Genomic DNA, 20,638 nt, shown 5'->3' with positions numbered 1-20,638 from the left:
ATATTACTGTAGCGTTATCTTTTTCGTTATTGTTCCGACGTACATATCGTTTTCAAAAGAAACCGTCGCAGTCCACGTACCTTTTGTGGCATCGCTTACAGTAAATCCTTTACAGGCTGATATACTCGCCTGAGCCTGAACTTCTGTGTACTGCGTAATCGTCTGACTACCTGGTTTCGTCAGTTTAAGCGTACAAGTACCCGTGCTGACGGCTTTGTTTATATAGGCATTGACTGTGAGTACATTTGCATTTTCAGTGTCAGGGCTTGTTATGGTGACGGCTACTTCACTTTTACTCGAGCTAGAGGTCCCTGCTGCTTGCGGGTTTGGCGATGGGGATTCACTCTGACTCGCATCTACATTAGTCTTTTTAATGCTTTCGCCGGCTTTTTTTTGATCATCCGACGCCTGGTTGTAATTAATCGTACTACTAGTATTCGACTTTTTAGTCGTGTTGTCACTTGGAGTTTTGATATAGAAATAGTACGCACCAGCAACAATGCCCACTACTAACAGTATTAGCACGACCGTGGTTCTTTTTCTTTGCGACACTCTATTTATTTTCATAATATGCAATATAACCCCTCTTACTATACCATAAGAGTTTTACATCGTCTATTGACTACGTCTGTGTTCTAAAGAGTATTTTTTAAGTATAGATGAATCATTAATATCTACCCTTGCCCCTAATCTCACGCCTCGCCATTTTTGTATATGATAGAGTGGATTTACTACAATCCAGTATATTTTCCTCTTAAATGAATAGTGTTCGTCACGTGGAATTCTAAGCGTATCACGAACGATACCCCTTACTATCATCTTTGCGACAACTTTTCGAGAAGGCACCTCCACGGGCAAACCAATCTTGCGAAGCCCTAATGTCTCATCAAACATACGATGTTTATATTCACTAATAGTCATATCGTTCGAATGAATAACGGTACCGCGTGGTGCATAGGCTTTAATATACCCAGCATCAATAAAATCTCTACCAAGTAACTGATCTTCTGCGTATGGAACATCTTGATATGATATTTTACCTACAAGGATATTGCGACGTGCAGCTGAGTTCACGTCAGAGTAAAAAGAAATTGCGTCATATATACCCTGATCTTTTACAAATTCATCTTTGTAGAACAGTGTTGTGCCAAAATCAGGACCAAAACCATTAAACACGGATTTTATCTCCGATTTAAGTAGTGGAAAACTATGTGGCCTTGGCACCTGTTTACCAATAACACCCACAATACGCTCACTGAGTTCAAAAGGTTTTACCATTTCATAAAGCCAATAATCATGCGCTGGTGTAACGTCTTGACTTATATACACAACTATTTCACCTTTCGCATCATGTGCGGCGACATTACGCGTTTTACCATGACCAAACTCAGACTTCGAGATGGTTTTGTGGCGTAAATTGTCGTGTTGCTTTGCATATTTCGCGATAATTTCAGGAGTTTTATCAGTACTACTCGTATCATATATGAGGACTTCAAATTTATACGGTACTTTTTGTTTAAAAATAGCGCCTAGCACCTCATCGAGGTACTGTTCACCAAACCATGTTGGTATAAATATAGTTGCTTTTATGTCATCTTTCGTCATGACGGTTGTGTCTTTGTTATACTTTTATATGTCGCATCTATCCCATCACGGAGACTTGTCGATGGCTCCATGTGGAATTCCGACATGTAACGTGACGTGTCGAGAACTACTTTGTCGATGAATGTCACCGGTTTGGTTTCGTGTTTAATATTCGGCTTTATACCCGTCACCTCTTCTATACAGTCAATGATTTCATTTACCGAAGCCCCATTACCATAGCCAATGTTATATGTATTGCGTTTATGCTGTTTATCGAAAGCATTCACAATCATATCTGCGACATCTTTAACATAGATATAGTCACGAATCATAGACCCGTCACCATAAACCGTAATCGGCTGATTATTACTTATCCTGTCAAGAAAAATAGGAATCACACCTTGTTTACTTTGGTGAGATTGTCGATTTCCATACGGATTTGATATACGAAATGTAATATAGTCCAGACCATATTTTGTATAAAAATATCGGAGATAATTTTCAATTGTCAACTTACCAATTGCATACGGGGAAACTGGAAGAGTCGGGTCGTCTTCACTATGAACACCAGTGCTCGTTGGTGACAATCCATAAATTGCTCCGCCCGTTGAAGGGTAGATAATTCTTTTAATACCCTTTTCTACACATAATTGAAATAGTTCGACACTCATACGTATATTCGTTTCAATGTCTATTGTTGGATCATTTTCTGCTGTTATCGGTGTTGTTGTTGATATGAAGTGAAAAACATAGTCCATCCCTTCAAGCGCAATCTTTAAATCATTACTATTAAGGAAATCTCCAGTAAACTGACTTACATTATCCGACTCTTTATAATTCTCTTTATCAGCGCCAAATCGGTCAAATGCCCTAACTTCGTGACCCGCATCCACGAGCGAATCGACAATGTAACTGCCGATTAAACCGTTCGCACCTAATACGAGACACTTAGCCATAGATTTCTCGCTCCAGAATGGCCATGAACTTTTCCTTCGCCTCTTCCCACGACGCGTCTGCAGTACTTCTGGAAGCCTTTTTCGCATACTCGGAGGAATCTTTGCGAGTAACAATATCTGACATCGCCTTTGCTAAACTTACCGGTGAAGTATCTATGTAGGAAATGTAAGGGTTACTACTTACTTCATGATTATTAGCACCTTCATTTACTACTGGAATGACGCCACATGAAATGAGTTCAAGGGGCAGTAGCGACATATTAGTAAGTGATAACACAAGCCCGACGGCACATTTATTGTACAAATCTGGCAGTTGCTCGATTCTAAGCGCCTTGTGATTTACATAGGGAAATGGAATATCATACAAAGACACATCCCACCCCGCAAGATTTATTATGTAATCTGGATGAAGTTTATGAAAAATTTCGAGTGTCATAACGCCCAAATCAAAGGCACGACGCTCTGTAACGGGACGGGCATAAAAGAACACCTCCTTGCGCTTGTCGTTGTTTTTGAATTTATACACATCTTTATCGGCACCAAAATCATATGAATCACACTTCATGCCATAGTCTGCCGCCAGTTTTGTCGATAACCAATTACCTGCAGTGATACCGTGGAATCCAAATCTATATGTGTTCTCGGCTAGTATATATTCCGTACCTATCGAGTAAAAATACGGCTCAAAATCTTGCACAAAATAGAACTTTTTTGCGGTTGTTTTTTCATTAAATACCGGATACGCCGTCTCCCAGCCTGTTGCAAATACAACATCTGCATCAGACATTTTTGACCCACGTTTATAATTGTAAAAATTTGTATTTTTTAGTTTCGCATACTTAGCTACATTCAATTTTGCCTCAGTTATTGGCATCGGGTCAAGTGCTGAGTAAAGATAAATATTGTTTTGAAAACCATTCCGGTCCAAATGTTCGATAAAACGAAACATATTCTGATGACCGCCACCACCAGATGGTGGTGAGATAATCCAATTCGTCACCTTTAGTGGGTCAATTGGTTCTAAGCTTGGTTTATACGGTGATCCAACCCAGTCTGCAAGCATCACATCGCGTCGATCCACAATCGATGTAAACTTCTTCCTTTTCATAAATGCCGAGCCCTTATTCGATTGCTCAATTTTATCAGCAATCTTTCGTAGCCCCTTCACACCAAGCGATAATACCCCCTCATCACGAAGTACTTGCACAGACTTATTAAGATATTTCTTTGGCGTGTTTCGATCAGGCATGTTTAAATGTTATATCCTTGCTCATTAACTTCTACTATTATACTTCATGCCTAGTGGTTACGTGTTTATATCTTCCACTTGTAATCTAGTTTTGTAAGGCCATTCCAATGCTTACCCCCAACCTCTGGTTCAACTATAAACGAAGGGCCCTCATCATCAAAGGCGATTATCATTTCGTCTGTTTTTCCAAATAATCCTGCCTTGATATAATAGTCCCCTGTAGCTAAATTGAGTGTTACTTCATATTCAATCTCACGAGTGCTATCACTAAGCTTCAACTTATCCTGATACGTGTTAGGTGCAAATATATTCTCACCACTAAGCTTCATGATAGCAACCCCTGCGGAATGTACATGCGCGTCATCCCACCGTAGTCTTACAATCATCTTACTGCCATAATTGAAACGATTTTGTTTCTCATGGGTCTTCGCTGACAATATTTCTATATCTATCTTTCTCTCAATACGAGCTGTTTTTCGCTGTTGAGAGCTCTCCATGTCACGTGCATATGAAACATTGTTACTGTCACGGTACGCAAGAGCAACTTGTGTGGGTGAGCCTTCTTTTTTTATTACACCATCTTCAATCAAAATAGCTCTATTGCAAAACTTCTCAACAACCCCCATGTCATGTGTCACTAATATGATAGTTTGTTTGCGAGCCTTATATTCTTCAAAAATAGCTATGCATTTTTTTTGGAACGCCTCGTCTCCAACAGCAAGCACCTCGTCTAAAACAAGAATGTCAGTATTTGCACGTATTGCGATAGAAAATGCCAATCGCACTTGCATTCCACTGGAATAGTTCTTAAGTTTCTGGTCCATGAAACGCCCTAATTCGGCAAATTCGACAATATCGTCATACATTGCGTCCATTTCTTTCCGATTAAAACCTAGGAGTGCACCGTTAAGGTAAACGTTATCTCGTCCAGATAATTCCGGGTTAAATCCTACGCCAAGCTCAATGAAAGGAACCAGTTTTCCATTCGTTTCTATACTACCCTTATCCGTACTGTATATACCCGATATAAGCTTAAGTAGGGTACTTTTTCCACTGCCATTACGACCTACAATTCCAAAGAAATCACCCTTTTTTACATCAAACGATACATCCTTTAATGCGTGTTGTACTTCATAGCCACGTTTATTGAAGTTAATAAGCCTTCCTTTGAGTGAGTTTTGAGCTTCGAGTGGTAATTTAAAACTTTTGCTAACTCCAGAAACTCTTACTGCTATATTGTCGTCGTTTGTCATTATATATTCTCCGCAAAAGTTCGAGCCTGACTCTTAAAGTAAAGTAGACCAAAGATAAGAATTAAGATAGTAAAGAAGAGAGGAACGAGAATATACCATGATCCACCCCAAACGCCTTGTGCCGTTATAGTTTCGTGTGTGACAAGATAGTATCTAGCACCCTGGACCGCAAACGCTATTGGATTAAGAAGTAGAATTTTTACAATAAATTGGTCGTGAATAAGCTGTAGTGGGTAGATAATTGGTGTCGCATAAAACCCAGCTTGCAAGACAACTTCCCATATATAACTCAAATCACGAAACTTTACATATGCAGCAGCTAAAAATAATGAACAGCCAAGTGCGAACAGATATATGAGAAGTGCATATAGTGGAAGTATTAATATCCCTACACCTATAGGAACCTGGTTTATTACCATAAAAACAATAACAACAATAAGACTAAGGAATAGATTTATCGTTGCCGATATACTACTTGAAAATACAATCATCCACCGTGGTATACGGATTTTTCGGATAAGGTCGCCTCGTCCAACAATAGAACTAAGACTTTGCATCGTCATCTCAACGAAGAAATTCCATAATACAATTCCGAGCAATAAATACACAGGAAAATGCGGAATTCCCTTGCCTATCCTTAGAAAATAAACAAATACAACGTAAAGAATAATAAAGAGGAGAAGGGGTTTTAATAGCGACCATGCGTACCCAAGCAGCGATCCCTGATATCGTAGTTTGAAGTCTGTCCGTACCAGTTCCGACAGTAATGCACGGTTTGATTTTGAGACAAATTGTTTCATCTTTTACTGTATTATAAAGTGGTATGTCCCATAAGTCGATAGAGAAGCTAGCGGTTGTAATTCCCAACTTCAATGGTGCGGACTTTATTGAGGAGGCTATCGATTCCCTACTACAACAAGATATGTCTGCCGATATTATCATTGTAGAGAATGGATCAAGGGATAACTCTCTCGATATCCTCAAATCATACAATGACAAAATAACCATTTTACAAAATGAGAAGAATCTTGGTTTTGCAGGTGGCGTAAATGTTGGCATATCTTACACAATCAAACATGGTTACGACGCTGTGGCACTTTTTAATAACGATGCCGTGGCTGATAGTGAATGGTTGTCTGAACTCGTAAATTCAATACAAGACGACATTAAGATCGGTATCGCAACCTGCTGCATCAAACTCAAAGACGGCTCAATCCTCGATAGTACAGGTGAATTTTATACGACATGGGGCTTGCCTTACCCACGTGGCCGCGGAAAGTCTGTAGACAGCTACCACGAGAAAGAATTCGTCTTTGGGGCTAGCGGCGGAGCAAGTTTATACAAAACTGCACTTTTTCGTGACATTGGTTTATTCGACGAAAAGTTTTTTGCTTACTACGAAGATACTGATATTAGTTTCCGTGCGCAACTTGCGGGTTGGAAAGTTGTATATAATCCAAAATCATTCGTTACTCATCACCAGGGTGAAACAAGCAAAAAAATGGTCCCAGGATTCACCGTATATCAAACCTTTAAAAATCTTCCGATGTTATTTTGGAAAAATACACCGCGTAATCTCCTATTACCTATCGGTATCCGTTTTTTTATTGCTTACAACCTAATATTACTCAAGGCATTGGTTAGTGGTAAGGCATGGCCGGCTGTAAAGGGTGTTTGGTATTCATTTATATACATACCCCATACAGTTCATCAGCGGTGGATAATTCAAAGAGGTAAATCAGTATCAACTAATTATATTAACTCTGTCATCGTTCACGACCTGCCGCCCAACCAAACAGGGCTACGAAAATTTCGCAAAATCTTCACTGGAAAATAACAGTAATCGACGCCTCAACCTCTGTAAAAGTGCTATACTGAGGAAAGTATGACGAAGTCCATCACGATCCTGATTCCCACTTACAACGAGGAAGAAGTATTACCAAAACTTCATAAACGACTCACGAGTCTCGTGAAATCACTCCCCAACTATTCTTTTGAGCTTTTGTTTGTAAATGATGGCAGCACAGACGGCTCATTGAAATTAATAAAAAACTTTGCCAAAAAAGACACGTCGATAAGCTACGTTAATCTTTCACGTAACTTTGGTAAAGAAATTGCCATGATTGCCGGTATAGACCACGTACAGAGCGATGCACTCGTGATCATAGACGCCGACTTGCAAGATCCACCAGAACTTATACCCGACATGATTAAGCTATGGGAGGAAGGTTACGATGACGTCTACGCCCGCCGAGCTGCTCGTATAGGTGAGTCGTGGCTCAAGCGCAAGACGTCGTCGTGGTTCTACCGTATACTCCAGCGCTCAACCAACATCCAGATTCAGCGCGACACTGGCGATTTTCGCCTACTCGACCGTCGCTGCGTGCAAGCACTCCAGCAACTACGCGAAAGTGAACGCTACACCAAAGGCCTGTTTAGTTGGATTGGTTACCGCAAAAAAGAGATTTCCTACGTACGCGATCCGCGAGTTGCCGGCGCCACCAAGTGGAATTACTTCAAGCTTATAAACCTAGCAGTCGACGGTTTTGTATCGTTCACCACTGCACCGCTACGGTTTTCGACCATTCTCGGCATGACAGTGTCGTTTCTAGCGTTCATCTATATCATCTACTTAATTGCACGTACGTTGCTCTATGGCGCAGATATCGCCGGTTACCCGTCGACTATGGCGGCAATTTTGTTTCTTGGTGGAGTTCAGCTACTGTCGCTTGGTATTATTGGTGAATACGTAGGGCGGATATTTCACGAAACTAAGCAGCGGCCGTTATACTTTGTTGATGAATACCACAAAAAGAAGAGTAAGAAATGAAAACTCCACCCAAGCACATCGCGATTGATGCTCGCATTATCAACTCCAGCACTGGTCGCTATATAGAGCGGCTTCTCACCTACCTGGAACGGCTTGATTCACCGCACCAATACAGTGTACTTGTACGCGCCAAAGACGTAGACTACTGGAAACCACGTAAAGATAATTTCAAAATCGTCGTTGCGGATTATCATCAGTACTCCCTAGCCGAGCAGTTTCGTTTTTACTTTTTCTTGCGCAGGCTCAAACCAGACTTAGTTCATTTCTGCATGCCACAGCAACCGCTACTCTACCGCGGCTTGTCTGTCACAACCGTCCACGACCTTAACCTCCTTCGTATCAAAGAAAACGAAGGTATGTCCAAGCGCACGCTTAGATTTAAACAACGAGTATTCCGCCGACTCCTCCGCAAAGTCGTAAAGCGCTCAGCTTTTGTGTTGACGCCAACGCAATATACAAAAGATGATTTACTTAAATTTCAATCAATACCACCATATAAAGTCGTAGTCACGTACGAAGCTGCGGATTTAGTGTCTAAAAAGGCAGAACCAACTCAACGATACGTAGGAAAAAAATTCATGATTGTCGTTGGTCGGGCGGAATCATACAAAAATCAAAAAGGCGCCATAATCGCGCACCATAAACTCCGCAAGACCCACCCCGATCTACACCTGGTTATCATCGGCAACCGCGATCGCACTAGTCGCGAGCTAGAGGAGTGGGCATACGCCAAAGGCTACCGTAAAATTGAGTTCTTCGGCTTTGCCACCGATGCGCAACTAGCATGGTTCTATACTCATTGCGCTACTTATGTATTTCCGAGTTACATGGAAGGCTTTGGGTTGCCTGCACTTGAAGCCATGAAACACCGAGCACCAGTTGCTAGCAGTAATGCCACTTGTCTACCTGAAGTACTCGGCGACGCCGCGCTCTATTTCGCCCCTTCTAAACCACAAGACATCGCCAAGCAAGTAAGTAGAATCCTCGACAGCTCTAAAGTACGACAAGAACTCATACGCCGCGGCGCCTTACAGGTTAAGAAATACTCCTGGAAGCGCATGGCTGGGCAAACACTCGACGTCTATAACAACGCTTTAGATAAATCTAAAACACAGTAACTCAGTACTTACTTCTAATTACCTGATAGAATCTATAGATTATGAGCTTTGTTGAGCTATAATGATGCGCCTATCGCGGCCTTCGCCTTCAGAAAACGTCTGGATGTTTTCGAATTCACTCGCTACGTGGTGTACGACACGACGATCAGCGGCGTTAAGTTTAGCAACATGCGAATCACCGGTTTCTAACACTTCTTTGATCCACTCGCGAGCTTGTTCGGCAACCTTTTCAGCACGCTGCTTCTTGTAGTCAGCAATGTCGATATTAACCCGTGACACCTCCGCTTCTTTTGTGCGAAGCATCGTAGATACCAAAAGTTGCATACTACGAAGCGTTTCAGCGTTGCGACCTATAAGTAAACTATTGATGTCGGTAGATGGTACGTTTAGTTCTATAACGTCTTCGTCTAAATGCCCCTCAACCTCAACATTCACACCAAAAAACGACAGCGTATCGGCTAAGTATTTCTTTGCCTCTTCTAGAGATTCCTGACTATTCATGATTTCCCTCCTTTACTGCGGTCGTTTTGTTTATTAGGGCGTGAGCCTTTTGCAACGATTCTTGTAACGGTCGCTTCTTCGGCGGTGCGCGCTCGAGCTTTAGCGGTGGCTTTTTTGCCTGATTTTTTAGGGTGATCAGCCATGTCTTCCAGTTCTTCTTCGTCTTCACGCAAGACTCTACCTTGTTGTATCACAGCAACGATAGTGTTAGTCGCATAGTAAAGTGAAATTGCACCTGGCAAACTAAGCATAATAAACAACATAAAGAATGGTAGTACATATACCATCTTACCCATAATAGCGTTGTTGATGTCTGACTGGTCAGCTTCTTTGCCGCTCGCGGCTTCACTTAGAATTTCACGTAAACTACGTTTATTGTCTACCTGTGGCAATGTTTGCTTGCTTTGGTAGTATTGGCCAACAGCAGCCACTACAGCTAGTAGGATCAAAACGATATTAATGCCGTCTGCAGCGATAGCCTGGTTTGTAAGATCAACGAAACCAAAGAGCTTTTCATTAAACGCTTCCGGGTGATCAAGGACGTGTTTAATTGGCCCGATATTCTGCAAGAAATCATATGTGTATTGAGCTAGCTGATCGCGATGAAGTGTAAATATACGAATGACCAAGTAAAGTGCGATAAAGATTGGGATCTGAATAGCGACAATACCGATAGAACGGAATGGACTAACTCCGTGGCGCTTATAGAGCTCCATCATCTGAACGCCCTGAAGTTGGCGATTACCCTTTGTCCGCTTCTTGATTAGTTCCAGCTCTGGCTGGAGCTTACGCATAGCCTTCGTCTGGTGAAGCTGTCGTTTAACAAGAGGGTATAGTGCGATCCTGAGGAGGATAGTGAACAGTATGATACTGACGCCAAAATCAGCACCAGGTATTACTGCGTAAAGCAACATTAGTAGGTTGAATAGCGGTTGGACAATAAGAATTTCAAAAATGTTCACGTTTTAACACTCCACAATCGGGCACATTAGTTTCCTCCATGGTACCATTTTTTTACTATTTTTTATAGACACCAGCAGATGCAAGTAGCTGCCGGACGATCTCCGTCAGCTCTTCGTGCGGTACTGTGAGTACCTCTGCCGAAAACACAAGAAACACCAAGTCACGATTTTGGTGCAGCTCAGGTAACTCAAGACGAATAATTTCATAGATACGACGTCGTATACGATTCCTTCCTACGGCGTGCTTGAGCACCTTTTTACTCACCACAACCGCAGCTCGTGGTTTGTTGCGCTTTGGGTGAGTGGTGTATTTAAGCGCCATCAAATGAGAACGCACCGTATGTCCGTGTGCATATACGTACTTGAGGCTACCGTGGCCGTGAAAGCGATTTTCAAAAGCTATCATATTTGTCTATATAGAATACTATGAAAACTCCGCCCACTGGGCGGAGTTTCTTAAATTGAAACCTTTGCGCGACCTTTAAGTCGGCGGCGCTTCAATACTGCGCGACCAGCCTTGGTTGCAACGCGCGCTCGAAAGCCATGCGTCCTTGCACGGTGTCGTGTGTGTGGTTGGTGTGTCCTCTTTGGCATAACTGTACTACTCTACCGTATTTTTCATATTTTCGCAAGGTCAAGGCACACACCTGAGTTTCCATTTATATTTGTAAAAAATTCAAAGACGGGTTCTAATTTATCCACCAAACTCTCAGACTTATCCACATATTTATAGATGAGGATCCAAACTGTGGAAAAATACCTCCCCTAATAAGCCTGTCTGAATTTATCTCTTTTGTAGTTGTGGAAAAGTTCCGTCTACCGTATAGTACTAACCAGTATTCACCGCGTCGATGACGCAGCGTTAAGAGAACTAGTTAACATCTATATGCCGGCTAAAATTTCAAGTTTTACTACTTGATATCCGCTTTTCGCTTCGCGACGTATCATCTAGATACGCCTTGTCACGAGAAAGTAAATATCAAATCATAGTAACTGCTTAAAATTCGCTACCGACAAATAGATGCCAACCAGTTCTAGACTGGAGAGGGAGATTTGTGGAACATTCTTTATGGCAAAGTGTCTTAGGGGAAATCGAATTGTCTGTTCCCCATGCGACGTTTGTCACTTGGTTCAAAAACACCGAGCTGATTGAATCCACCAACGACCAGGTTGTCATAGCTGTCCCTAATATTTTTGCCGTTCGGCAATTTCAAGTAAAATTCAGCGACTTAATTAAGCAGACACTTGCCAAAAACGACATTAATCCAGAAAAAATTGAATATATCGTCAAAACAACGAGCCGACGTTCTACCATAAACCGCGAGACGACGCGCGAACTTCGATCACCTACAGAAACCAAAGCAAGGTCAACTTCTACACAGTCAGGTAATCTTAATCCTCGCTATACATTCAGTAACTTTATAGTCGGCTCTAGCAACGACCTAGCCTACACAGCCTGCCAAGCTGTTGCTCAGTATCCCGGCACCAAATACAATCCGCTCTTTCTATATGGTGGCGTTGGTCTTGGTAAAACTCACCTCGCACAAGCCGTGGGCAATGAAATCATCAAGCGGCAACCTGACGCGCATGTGTTATATATAAGCTCCGAAACGTTCGTTAAAGAATTTCTTGATAGTATCCGTTTCAAAAAGAAAGGTTTTTCAGACAAATACCGAAACGTTGACGTTTTAATTGTCGACGACATGCAATTTATAGCCAATAAAGAAAAAACACAGGAAGAATTCTTTCACACGTTTAACGCGCTTCATCAGAACAACAAGCAAATCATCCTCACTAGCGACAAACCGCCACGCAGTATACCGACTCTCACAGAGCGTTTACGTAGCCGCTTCGAGATGGGCATGCCAATTGACATACAAATGCCTGATTTTGAAACACGCTGCGCCATTATTGAAGCCAAGGCAGCACTCTCTGGAGTTGAGCTTGATCGTGAAACGGTCGAATATCTGGCAAACAACATCAAAACGAATATTCGTGAGCTAGAGGGAGCGCTCAATCAATTACTTGCTTACGCCGAGATGCGTTCTGTTACGCCGGATATTTCAACAGCCGAAGGATTACTTGGTAGCGTCCGTCGATCGCGACCACAGCACGTCTCAGCAAAACAAATCATCGACAAGACAGCTAAATACTTCTCGCTTAGTCCTTCTGAAATCTGCAGCGCTCAACGCGACAAACATATCGTCACGCCTCGCCAGATTGCCATGTATCTACTCCGCAGCGAACTACATCTCAGCTTTCCTAAAATTGCTCGAGAGCTCGGCCGCAAAGACCACACCACCGCCATCCACTCAATTGAAAAGATAGAGAAATCAATCAAACTTGATTTCACGATTCGCGAGCAAGTTGCCGAAATAAGGGAGCGTCTGTATGTATAGTACTTCTCATTTTGGGCTGGGGAAAACCTGCGAAAAGCTTGCGGACAAGCTGGTGAATGTTAGCGGACACATGTCCACAGTTGGCCGACAAAGCCCTACAAGTACAACATTTGAACGTGTAAAAGCCCTTACTTTCACCCATTTCATCCGACCTTTCCTCACGTCTTTGTCCACAATCAATATGCCTCGTTCCGCCCCCGTTTATGAAGCTGTTATCCGCACTTTCCACAGCGCCTATAATAACCACTACGAAGTATATAAACTAGAAAGGTAATAACAATGGAACTATCCGTCACACAAGAAAATCTCACCCGTGCGCTCGGTGCAGCTTCACGCGTAGCAAGTTCAAAAACACAGTTACCTATACTAGGAAATATTCTTTTAAGGACTGACGGGCACAGATTAATGGTTGCAGCAACAAACCTAGAAATCGCAACAACTCAACATATTGGTGCGAAAATTGTAAACAAAGGTGCAATCACCGTCCCCGCTCGCTTAATTACTGAATTCGTTGCTAGTCTGCCTAAAACGACAGTCACGTTACGGGTGACCGACAATAAACTTCACATCACTGCTGATGGCTATAACTCAACAATCAATGGCACGCTTGCGGATGATTTTCCGGAACTGCCAACTATCAACGACAAGACGGCTGTAAGCTATGCGATCGATACAAGTGAGCTCAAGCAGGCCATTGGCCAGACAATCCTAACTACTAGTAGCGATGCAACTCGCCCTGTATTAACTGGCGTATATTGGCATTCTCATGACGGCGCACTTTACTTGGCTGCAACTGATGGGTATCGCCTATCTGAAAAACGATTAGTACAGACAAAGAGTGACGTGGCAGCCATTATACCTACAAGTACACTTCAGGAAGTATTGCGAATGCTAGGTGATGACGTAAACGAAGTTGAGATACTTTTTGACGAGTCGCAAGTAAGGTTTCGCCTTAACGACGCGGAGATTACGAGTCGATTGATAGATGGAAACTTCCCTGATTATAGGCAGTTGATACCGGCAACATCAGAGTCGGTCATTACTGTTGCTCGATCAGATTTTGCACAAATTACGAAAGTTGCTGGTCTGTTTGCGCGCGAATCTGGTGGAAGCGTGACGATAACAGCAGATGAGGAAAAAGATCGATTATCACTCCACTCTGTCGCTAGTGAACTTGGTGAAAATACATCCGAAACAGCTGCCGAAGTGAGTGCTGACGGTCAAGTGACACTTAATTCTCGTTATCTTACAGAGGCGCTTGGTGTCGTAGATGCCAACAAGGTTGTTTTCCGATTTAGTGGCAAGCTTTCCCCTTGCGTCCTTTCGGCTGCTGATGAAAAAGAGGCTGATTATCAGCATATTATTATGCCGTTAAAGAGCTAGGATTTTTCGACTGTGATTATTAGGTCGCTGACCGTTGAAAACTTTCGCTCTCATCGAAAATTTTCGCGTACGTTTTCGCATGCCGTGACGGTTGTAACTGGACCGAATGGCAGTGGCAAGACGACACTTATCGAAGCGGTCACTATGGCGCTCTCTGGTCATTCGTTTAAAGGTAGCGACCAAGAGCTGTTGCGTCGTGATGCAGAGTGGTGGCGGATTGATATACAGTTTGACGATCAGACACGGACAGTGAAGTATCAACCGGAAGCACCTAAGAAAAAGCAGTTTATTATTGATGATAAATCGAGTATTCGCCTGCCGGCTGCGTCTCGTTACCCAGTGGTATTGTTTGAGCCGGACGATCTACGACTTTTACACGGGTCGCCAACCAGGCGCCGTCAATTTATCGATCGTTTTGCAGCGCAGCTAATACCCGATTACAGTAAAGTCGTTCGTCGTTATGAGCGATCACTTGCTCAGCGCAATAAGCTTCTCAAAAGTGGTGCTAGCGGCGACACGTTGTTTGCGTGGAACGTTAGCCTTGCGAAATATGGCGCTCAGATGATCGACGTGCGCGTGCGATTGATTGAGCGACTAAATGCCGGACTCGGTTCGACGTATAAGACAATTGCGCAGACGCGTGATGTAGCAACGTTGCATTACTCGCATACACTTATCGACAATACTGAGCAGAAATTACTTACTGAATTAGAGTCTTGTATGGAACGTGATCAGTTGCTTGGGTTTACGTCGGTGGGTCCTCATAGGCATGACGTGCTTTTTCGTTTCAATGACACGCCTGCCGTTAGTTCGGCGTCGCGCGGTGAGGTTCGTACGATTATACTGGCTCTAAAGTTCCTAGAAGTCGATATATTACAGGAGGTAACTGGCCTACCACCGGTTGTACTACTCGACGACGTACTGAGCGAGTTGGACGACAAGCGCCAAGCGCATTTAGCGACGAAATTTCAGAATCATCAGATTATTATGACGAGTACGAATCCACCAAGTGTCGTTGGCGATGCTAGGGTTATTCGTCTTCGCTAGTTTTCGCTACCAGCTGGCAAGCTAACAGGTTGGTTGATTGCGGTGAGTATGGATTTTGGCACATCTGGGAATTCAACAGTCGAAAGTAGTAGGCGTGGCGGAGTTGTTCGTAGTATCCATAGACCCTGCTTTTTTTGCATGAGTACGCGGAGTGTGTCGCGACTTAAGGTGTCTTTTCCGTGGTATGTTAACGTGGTGCCGTACCACTCCCCTTTGTTATAAAGCTTGCCGTCGGCAATTGTATAATCGGAGCTGATTTTCGGGTATGCACTTGTTAGTACGCCAATTATTGTTGAGCGCTCGGTTTGTAGCTGTTTCGTCAAATCGATCTTTGCTGGCTTAGGTGTAGATGCGACTACTGAGGTCTGTTTTTGATCGGGGTTTGCTGTTAGTGCGCCGTAAGTAAAGGCGCCGACACCGACAATCACGGATACGATAATAATTAGCGTTAATTTTATTTGTTCGTTCATTTCTGCTCCAGCGGATTATGAAAATCCTTGAACATAATTTTGAAATCAGTCGGATCATAGCCGAGATCGCGGATTTGTTGCACGGCGTAGAATCGGTAACGTGGTGACGGTGTTACTACGGTCAAAGTAATAGACTGGTCTTTGTTGACGATATAGCCAATCGTGAAGTACGGGTCATTATAGGGCAGCTTGGTTGTGATTGGGTTTTTAGCGGTAAAATAACTTCCGTTACTATTAGCTTCGATGGCGCCATATGCTTGATTTTTTGCATAATCATCAGAATGTTCTTTTGCCCACTTTTTCGCATCAGTACTCTCGGCGGTAAGCGATGCAGCGACGACATTTTGTTGTTTTTTACCAGTAACTATCACCTGTTCCGTTTCAGTTTTAAACCCATCTTTACGAACAGTCACTTCATATGACCCAGCTGGTAAATAGTGTGTGCCATTTCCTTCACTTTTGCCGTTAAACGTGACAGTCGCATCACTAGGTACGACCGATACGACAACCGGAATCTTGCCATTTTGGTCGACGAATGTTGCAATCCCCCACCATACTACGAGCACTATAAATGCGATACCAGCTATTTTAAATTGCTGTTTGTGCTGATGAATGAAATCGTAATACATAATTTATAAATTAGCCGGTGTTAAGTTTGCTTTTTTACGATACCAACGGAACGACGAATCAGCAACAGACTCCTGACCGGCCATTGGTGCTCGTACAGGTCCAGATACCGATGCTGATGCGATTTGACTGCCGAAACCTGGTATATTGCCGACGTAGACGTAAGTATGATCGTTATTAATCGCGACGTCACCAGGCTGACGATCAGTCGCATCGGTTGAACTTATCTGCTGCCAGTTCTGTCTTAACCATGCCTCTTGAGCTGTTGTTGGACCTCCTCTGTCACCTGAGTTGTAGCCTTTGTCGAAGCCACTGTCGTACATAAGTATACTGACGAAGCCACCACAGTCATCGCCAATAACTGATATACCGCCAGTGTAGCGATCTTCGCTGTGTGCCTTCACTACAGCTGCGGCATAGGCTGGTGTTTGATCAGATGCAAAGACGGTTCTTCCGCCTGTTTCGGGTAATAAGTTTGAACTGTAGCTGATGTATTGCGACCAAGCGTACTGCTTGACCATGTTTTGAATGTCGCCATTACCAAAGCCGGGTGAAACACAAGCGCCGCTAGTCGTACTCGACGAGCCGTTGGAAGATACATTACTAAGTGATTTAACATCGCTTGTCGAACCGGCGAGGGCTGGTGCATCGCTATACATGTTATAAAATTTTTGCGCGTTGCCACCGCGATTATTCACGACGGCTGCACGAGAGTCGGCCGAACTTTCATATCCGTCATGAACGGTAACCGCGGCATCAACAGGATTATCTGTGGCTTTGAGTGCAACTAATGTGTTCGGGTAGTTTACGGACAATTCTTTCCACGCGTAAGACAGTTGCCCCCCTAGGTCAGTGACGTCTACGCCGAGCTGTTGAGTTTCTTGGACGAGTCCCGTTTGACGCCCGCCGGATGTCCATTGAGCAAGTCCGAAGCCTACGCCGGACACTGGCGAGTAGCCACTTCCTGACTGTGCATGACCTCCTCCTTGGATGATAGTTGGGTCAAGGCCGGACTCCGCCATGAAGTTACCGGCGATGCCACTAGCTTGCGCCAATGTTAGCCCGTGTTGCATGAAGAATGTAAGTATTTTTTCCAGATTATCTTTACCATTTAGTGTTACGTAACCAGTTGCCTGGCCGCTACTGCAGCGCGGGTCGTAAAACAATATGTCGTTGCCCGAATAAAATTGTTGATCATATGTTGAAGCTGCCCTTGCGACGTCACATAGCTGGTTCGATATAATTACGACAGTTAGAACGAGTGCGAGTAGACGTCTAAGCATTTTTTGCTCCTTGCGCCTTGTTGAGTATTTCTGTCGGATCAACACGTGTACCATTATTAAGTGCTTGCCCCTGCCATAGTTCAAAGTATAGATACGGTCTATTCCCGCTACCATTAGTGCCTATGCGGCCAATTTCTTGCCCTGCTTTCACCGTGTCGCCTGCGCGTACAAGCACACCATCATTATTCATGTAAGCATAGACGGTCGACATCGTCTGATTTTTTACCTGATGTTCGAGCACGATCCAATTACCGTAGTTTAGGGATGGTCCGGCGGCTACAACCCTTCCGTCGTAAACTGCAAAAATCGGTTGACCGATTGTCGCCGTAGAATTTTTATCAGCTATATTTACTCCTTCATGACCAGGCTGATAGCCGAATGTTATGGTGTCGTCTTTTGCTGTCGGATACGCCCAGCCGTCGGAACTGACCGAAGTAGTTTGCCCGTCAGCGAAGCCAGTAGTACCAGGTAGATTTGATTGGGTTTGATCTACGGTATCCATAGATGTCTTTAGTGATTGATCCATTGTGTAAACGCGGAAATGTTCATTCATGTCCTGGTACTTAGGGTTGAGGCAATTACTTCCATCGCCACCACCGTTTTCGTCCTGAGGTTCACCCCATCCGGCGGTGCGATGCGCACATTGATCAAGGAATTTAACGTAGTTCCAGTCTTGGCCATTGTCCTTTGCGTCACCTGTTTCACTCGACGGGTCGATGTTGCCACTATTTGCCATCCAGATGGCATTTTGAACGGGATCTATAGCAAGTTCTTTATTGCTCATCCAGTGGCGAACTTCGCAGAATGGCCCCGCATCTATGCCAAGTGATTGATATGTCATATCGTTACATTGACCAAAATAATTACTCGACAGTGCTCCGGCTGCTGGTTGGTAGATGCTAGCAAACGAATTTGGTATGAGCGCAGCAATATTCATCATCGCCATACTGGCGCTAGATTTTGACTGTTCTGCAATTGGTATCAGGGTTGAAACGATAGAGCCTAGGAATGAATATCGGTTACTGATGTCAAATGGCGTCGTGCGCGCCATGTAGCGGCTAAGTGACGCATATTGCGCAGTGGTTTGACGGTTTTCAGCTAGGTAATCAGCGCCACCTTGAGTGGTAACTGGAGCCATGCCTCTATTTTCAGCTATGTCACCAAGCATGCCGGCGCTACCGGCGTAAACTGCATTACCACTGTCGTAGCCGGATATATCTTTCACGACGTCGCCAGCAATCATGTCACCAAGAGCTGATTCGATTAACGGAGCTGCGAGTTGTAGTGCGAACGACGCACCGCCAATGACGAGCGTCGATATTCCAAGAGTCGCTGCGCCAGTTACAATTCCAGCAGCTAGCGCACCTCCGCGCACAAACCAGCTTTGTATGTAACTACATTTTTTACTCAGAGCCTTCGGGTCTGAATTGCCGCCATTAACAACTTTAGAGATATCTCTTGTAACGGTGTCGAGAATTGCCGGTGATCCGCCCCCGCCAAGCGCAAAGCGCGCATCGTTAGCTGTGAGTTTGCCAATTGATTCTCCGGATGCTAATTTGTAACCTTTTGAATCGAACGCACTACCGATGTCTGTACTCGCAATTGTCGGTGGTTTGCCGATTGCAGTTTTTGATAATTTCGATTCATCGAGCACTTGTGAAGATGGTGTGCTCGCCATGAGGGTATTGCCGACGAAATTCGTTTCAGCTTCGGTCGCATCACCAGCCTTTATACGATCGGCGGGTGTTAGTACGAGCGCGAGCGCATAACGTGCTATCTGAGCTTTCTTAATATCCTTCGCTAATGCTGATACGTGCCTAATGCCGTTAAAGAGCGTACAAGCGGTGTCTGCAGCTCCATCTACTGCGACTGCTCCGACGGTGGCATTCTTTAACACACCTGCCGTACCGCCATGTGACACGTACCCTTCGATGCGTTTTTCCATCGCACTGGCGGAGTCGACCTTACTCGGATCGATCGGATTACCGTTTTCATCGATGTATGTCTTGTTACCGTTTTTGTCTGTTACTTCGGTAATTGTTTTGGCGCCGGTATTTTCAACACCACCAGCCGCTTGGTTGAGTTTTTTCTGGCGCTCCTCGTCGTTCTTACCACTTATATCTTCATTCTTTGTCGCCTTTAGCTTGTAGAGGACTTTTTTAACCAGCGGATCGGACAAGCTTTTATATTGTGGATTAAATCCCTTTGTCCAAGCGGCTTTAAATTCGACATTATTCTTAAGAGAATTTTGTAATTCCACATCACTCGTGATCGATGTTACCTTCCCCGTTTCGTTTGTAAAGGTGACCTTTGTTACCTTTCCATTTTCGGCATCAATCATTTCTCTGTCGATTTTTATACCGCTCTTATTTTTTTCAAATTCTTTTACTTCGTTCGTCGACATGGTTGAAAACTTTTTACATACAGCAACCATTCCGCATGAAGCCGGACCTTTCATTGTTGCCTTAAAAAGCGACGTCGAGCGTGAATCAACGGCATGTAGCTGGTCGTTAAGTGCTTGAGTAAGCACTTCCTTCATCTCGACAATCGCTAAGCTAGGCGAAAATAATATAGTCAAAAATCCACCACCTAGAAATACCGCCATAATGACAGCCGCCATAGAGCTTTTACCTTGTAGTTTTATTTTTGTAAGCCGCTGTAAGTATTTAGACGCCCCTCTAGTGCGATTAGATTGTGGTCGGTATCGTACTGACGATTGATTGCTTTGAGATGTGGTTTTACTACCGGTTTCTTCAAGATCTTTTAGTGAGCTGGTCGAAAAACTAGACGATCTATTATGTGTATCTTGGTTTGATGTAGCGTCTATTTCAGCCTGTTTTTGGGCACGTCGTAAGCCCTCCCGTCTTTTGCTATTCGGGTCAGCCATTTCGCCCACCCTGGCATTAACATCCAAAGGTGTTTTCATCAGAGGTCACTTTCGTGTATATTTTACCAGAAATTTGAACATAAGTACAG

The 20,638-nt window shown here is 43.8% G+C and carries 20 protein-coding genes; 6 read left to right on the top strand and 14 right to left on the bottom strand.

Features of this window, described 5'->3' with window-relative positions; genetic code table 11:
* Positions 1–3: 3 nt before the first annotated feature.
* The 6 genes from H6797_00100 to H6797_00075 form a co-directional block, all read right to left on the bottom strand.
* On the bottom strand, positions 4–567 hold the full coding sequence (locus H6797_00100; protein ID USN96593.1) for a hypothetical protein: 564 nt from the start codon (positions 565–567) through the stop codon (positions 4–6).
* A 48-nt stretch (positions 568–615) separates the two neighbouring features.
* Positions 616–1,605, bottom strand: a complete 990-nt coding sequence (locus tag H6797_00095) for a glycosyltransferase family 2 protein (GenBank protein USN96592.1) — start codon at positions 1,603–1,605, stop codon at positions 616–618.
* A complete protein-coding gene (locus H6797_00090; GenBank protein USN96591.1) occupies positions 1,602–2,540 on the bottom strand; it encodes an NAD-dependent epimerase/dehydratase family protein in 939 nt (312 codons plus the stop codon). The genes H6797_00095 and H6797_00090 overlap by 4 nt, the downstream gene beginning before the upstream one ends.
* The gene (locus H6797_00085; protein ID USN96590.1) at positions 2,533–3,789 is read right to left on the bottom strand and encodes a glycosyltransferase family 1 protein; all 1,257 of its coding nucleotides are present in this window, start codon (positions 3,787–3,789) and stop codon (positions 2,533–2,535) included. The genes H6797_00090 and H6797_00085 overlap by 8 nt, the downstream gene beginning before the upstream one ends.
* Before the next feature lie 65 nt (positions 3,790–3,854).
* Positions 3,855–5,042: an ABC transporter ATP-binding protein gene (locus tag H6797_00080; protein ID USN96589.1), complete on the bottom strand. Its 1,188-nt coding sequence runs from the start codon at positions 5,040–5,042 to the stop codon at positions 3,855–3,857.
* The gene (locus tag H6797_00075) at positions 5,042–5,842 is read right to left on the bottom strand and encodes an ABC transporter permease (GenBank protein ID USN96588.1); all 801 of its coding nucleotides are present in this window, start codon (positions 5,840–5,842) and stop codon (positions 5,042–5,044) included. The genes H6797_00080 and H6797_00075 overlap by 1 nt, the downstream gene beginning before the upstream one ends.
* A 23-nt stretch (positions 5,843–5,865) precedes the next feature.
* Between H6797_00075 and H6797_00070 the strand changes: the two genes are divergently transcribed.
* The 3 genes from H6797_00070 to H6797_00060 are packed head-to-tail and all read left to right on the top strand — an operon-like array spanning position 5,866 to position 8,990.
* Complete coding sequence (locus H6797_00070) at positions 5,866–6,879, top strand: glycosyltransferase family 2 protein (protein USN96587.1); 1,014 nt, start codon at positions 5,866–5,868, stop codon at positions 6,877–6,879.
* A gap of 48 nt (positions 6,880–6,927) precedes the next feature.
* A complete protein-coding gene (locus H6797_00065) occupies positions 6,928–7,872 on the top strand; it encodes a glycosyltransferase family 2 protein (protein USN96586.1) in 945 nt (314 codons plus the stop codon).
* Positions 7,869–8,990, top strand: a complete 1,122-nt coding sequence (locus H6797_00060; GenBank protein ID USN96585.1) for a glycosyltransferase family 4 protein — start codon at positions 7,869–7,871, stop codon at positions 8,988–8,990. Before H6797_00065 ends, H6797_00060 begins: the two co-directional genes overlap by 4 nt.
* A gap of 39 nt (positions 8,991–9,029) precedes the next feature.
* On the opposite strand, the gene H6797_00055 is transcribed toward H6797_00060, so the two are convergent.
* Genes H6797_00055 through rpmH form a run of 4 tightly spaced genes read right to left on the bottom strand, consistent with a single transcriptional unit; the run spans position 9,030 to position 11,047 of the window.
* Positions 9,030–9,491, bottom strand: coding sequence for a single-stranded DNA-binding protein (locus tag H6797_00055; GenBank protein USN96584.1), 462 nt, complete (start codon positions 9,489–9,491; stop codon positions 9,030–9,032).
* Positions 9,488–10,453, bottom strand: a complete 966-nt coding sequence (locus tag H6797_00050) for a YidC/Oxa1 family membrane protein insertase (protein ID USN96583.1) — start codon at positions 10,451–10,453, stop codon at positions 9,488–9,490. Before H6797_00050 ends, H6797_00055 begins: the two co-directional genes overlap by 4 nt.
* 55 nt (positions 10,454–10,508) lie before the next feature.
* On the bottom strand, positions 10,509–10,859 hold the full coding sequence (rnpA, locus tag H6797_00045; GenBank protein ID USN96582.1) for a ribonuclease P protein component: 351 nt from the start codon (positions 10,857–10,859) through the stop codon (positions 10,509–10,511).
* Between the two features lie 50 nt (positions 10,860–10,909).
* Positions 10,910–11,047, bottom strand: a complete 138-nt coding sequence (gene rpmH / locus H6797_00040) for a 50S ribosomal protein L34 (protein ID USN96581.1) — start codon at positions 11,045–11,047, stop codon at positions 10,910–10,912.
* A 461-nt stretch (positions 11,048–11,508) separates the two neighbouring features.
* On the opposite strand from rpmH, the gene dnaA reads away from it, so the two are divergent.
* The 3 genes from dnaA (at position 11,509) to recF (ending at position 15,282) form a co-directional block, all read left to right on the top strand.
* Positions 11,509–12,852, top strand: coding sequence for a chromosomal replication initiator protein DnaA (gene dnaA / locus H6797_00035; GenBank protein ID USN96580.1), 1,344 nt, complete (start codon positions 11,509–11,511; stop codon positions 12,850–12,852).
* A 279-nt stretch (positions 12,853–13,131) separates the two neighbouring features.
* Complete coding sequence (gene dnaN / locus H6797_00030; GenBank protein USN96579.1) at positions 13,132–14,235, top strand: DNA polymerase III subunit beta; 1,104 nt, start codon at positions 13,132–13,134, stop codon at positions 14,233–14,235.
* A 12-nt stretch (positions 14,236–14,247) separates the two neighbouring features.
* On the top strand, positions 14,248–15,282 hold the full coding sequence (gene recF / locus H6797_00025) for a DNA replication and repair protein RecF (protein USN96578.1): 1,035 nt from the start codon (positions 14,248–14,250) through the stop codon (positions 15,280–15,282).
* Here the strand turns inward: recF and H6797_00020 are convergent.
* Genes H6797_00020 through H6797_00005 form a run of 4 tightly spaced genes read right to left on the bottom strand, consistent with a single transcriptional unit; the run spans position 15,279 to position 20,588 of the window.
* The gene (locus H6797_00020; protein USN96577.1) at positions 15,279–15,752 is read right to left on the bottom strand and encodes a hypothetical protein; all 474 of its coding nucleotides are present in this window, start codon (positions 15,750–15,752) and stop codon (positions 15,279–15,281) included. The two genes, recF and H6797_00020, sit on opposite strands and share 4 nt — an antisense overlap.
* Entirely contained in the window at positions 15,749–16,381 is a 633-nt protein-coding gene (locus tag H6797_00015; GenBank protein USN96576.1) for a PEGA domain-containing protein, read from the bottom strand. Before H6797_00015 ends, H6797_00020 begins: the two co-directional genes overlap by 4 nt.
* Positions 16,382–16,384: 3 nt before the next feature.
* Positions 16,385–17,662, bottom strand: a complete 1,278-nt coding sequence (locus H6797_00010; GenBank protein USN96575.1) for a hypothetical protein — start codon at positions 17,660–17,662, stop codon at positions 16,385–16,387.
* Positions 17,655–20,588 carry a M23 family metallopeptidase gene (locus H6797_00005; protein USN96574.1) on the bottom strand — a complete coding sequence of 978 codons (2,934 nt, stop codon included), beginning with the start codon at positions 20,586–20,588 and terminating at the stop codon, positions 17,655–17,657. The genes H6797_00010 and H6797_00005 overlap by 8 nt, the downstream gene beginning before the upstream one ends.
* Between the last annotated feature and the right edge of the window lie 50 nt (positions 20,589–20,638).

The organism is Candidatus Nomurabacteria bacterium (genome assembly GCA_023898645.1).
GTDB lineage: Bacteria > Patescibacteriota > Saccharimonadia > Saccharimonadales > Saccharimonadaceae > UBA2112.
This window is presented reverse-complemented; position numbering and strand designations above follow the sequence as displayed.

Coding starts and splice junctions, on each gene's coding strand:
- H6797_00100 (USN96593.1), bottom strand. CDS start 567: ATGAAAATAAATAGAGTGTCGCAAAGAAAAAGAACCACGGTCGTGCTA.
- H6797_00080 (USN96589.1), bottom strand. CDS start 5,042: ATGACAAACGACGACAATATAGCAGTAAGAGTTTCTGGAGTTAGCAAA.
- H6797_00095 (USN96592.1), bottom strand. CDS start 1,605: ATGACGAAAGATGACATAAAAGCAACTATATTTATACCAACATGGTTT.
- H6797_00010 (USN96575.1), bottom strand. CDS start 17,662: ATGCTTAGACGTCTACTCGCACTCGTTCTAACTGTCGTAATTATATCG.
- rpmH (USN96581.1), bottom strand. CDS start 11,047: ATGCCAAAGAGGACACACCAACCACACACACGACACCGTGCAAGGACG.
- H6797_00055 (USN96584.1), bottom strand. CDS start 9,491: ATGAATAGTCAGGAATCTCTAGAAGAGGCAAAGAAATACTTAGCCGAT.
- H6797_00090 (USN96591.1), bottom strand. CDS start 2,540: ATGGCTAAGTGTCTCGTATTAGGTGCGAACGGTTTAATCGGCAGTTAC.
- H6797_00005 (USN96574.1), bottom strand. CDS start 20,588: ATGAAAACACCTTTGGATGTTAATGCCAGGGTGGGCGAAATGGCTGAC.
- H6797_00020 (USN96577.1), bottom strand. CDS start 15,752: ATGAACGAACAAATAAAATTAACGCTAATTATTATCGTATCCGTGATT.
- H6797_00015 (USN96576.1), bottom strand. CDS start 16,381: ATGTATTACGATTTCATTCATCAGCACAAACAGCAATTTAAAATAGCT.
- H6797_00070 (USN96587.1), top strand. CDS start 5,866: ATGTCCCATAAGTCGATAGAGAAGCTAGCGGTTGTAATTCCCAACTTC.
- H6797_00065 (USN96586.1), top strand. CDS start 6,928: ATGACGAAGTCCATCACGATCCTGATTCCCACTTACAACGAGGAAGAA.
- H6797_00060 (USN96585.1), top strand. CDS start 7,869: ATGAAAACTCCACCCAAGCACATCGCGATTGATGCTCGCATTATCAAC.
- H6797_00085 (USN96590.1), bottom strand. CDS start 3,789: ATGCCTGATCGAAACACGCCAAAGAAATATCTTAATAAGTCTGTGCAA.
- dnaN (USN96579.1), top strand. CDS start 13,132: ATGGAACTATCCGTCACACAAGAAAATCTCACCCGTGCGCTCGGTGCA.
- H6797_00075 (USN96588.1), bottom strand. CDS start 5,842: ATGAAACAATTTGTCTCAAAATCAAACCGTGCATTACTGTCGGAACTG.
- rnpA (USN96582.1), bottom strand. CDS start 10,859: ATGATAGCTTTTGAAAATCGCTTTCACGGCCACGGTAGCCTCAAGTAC.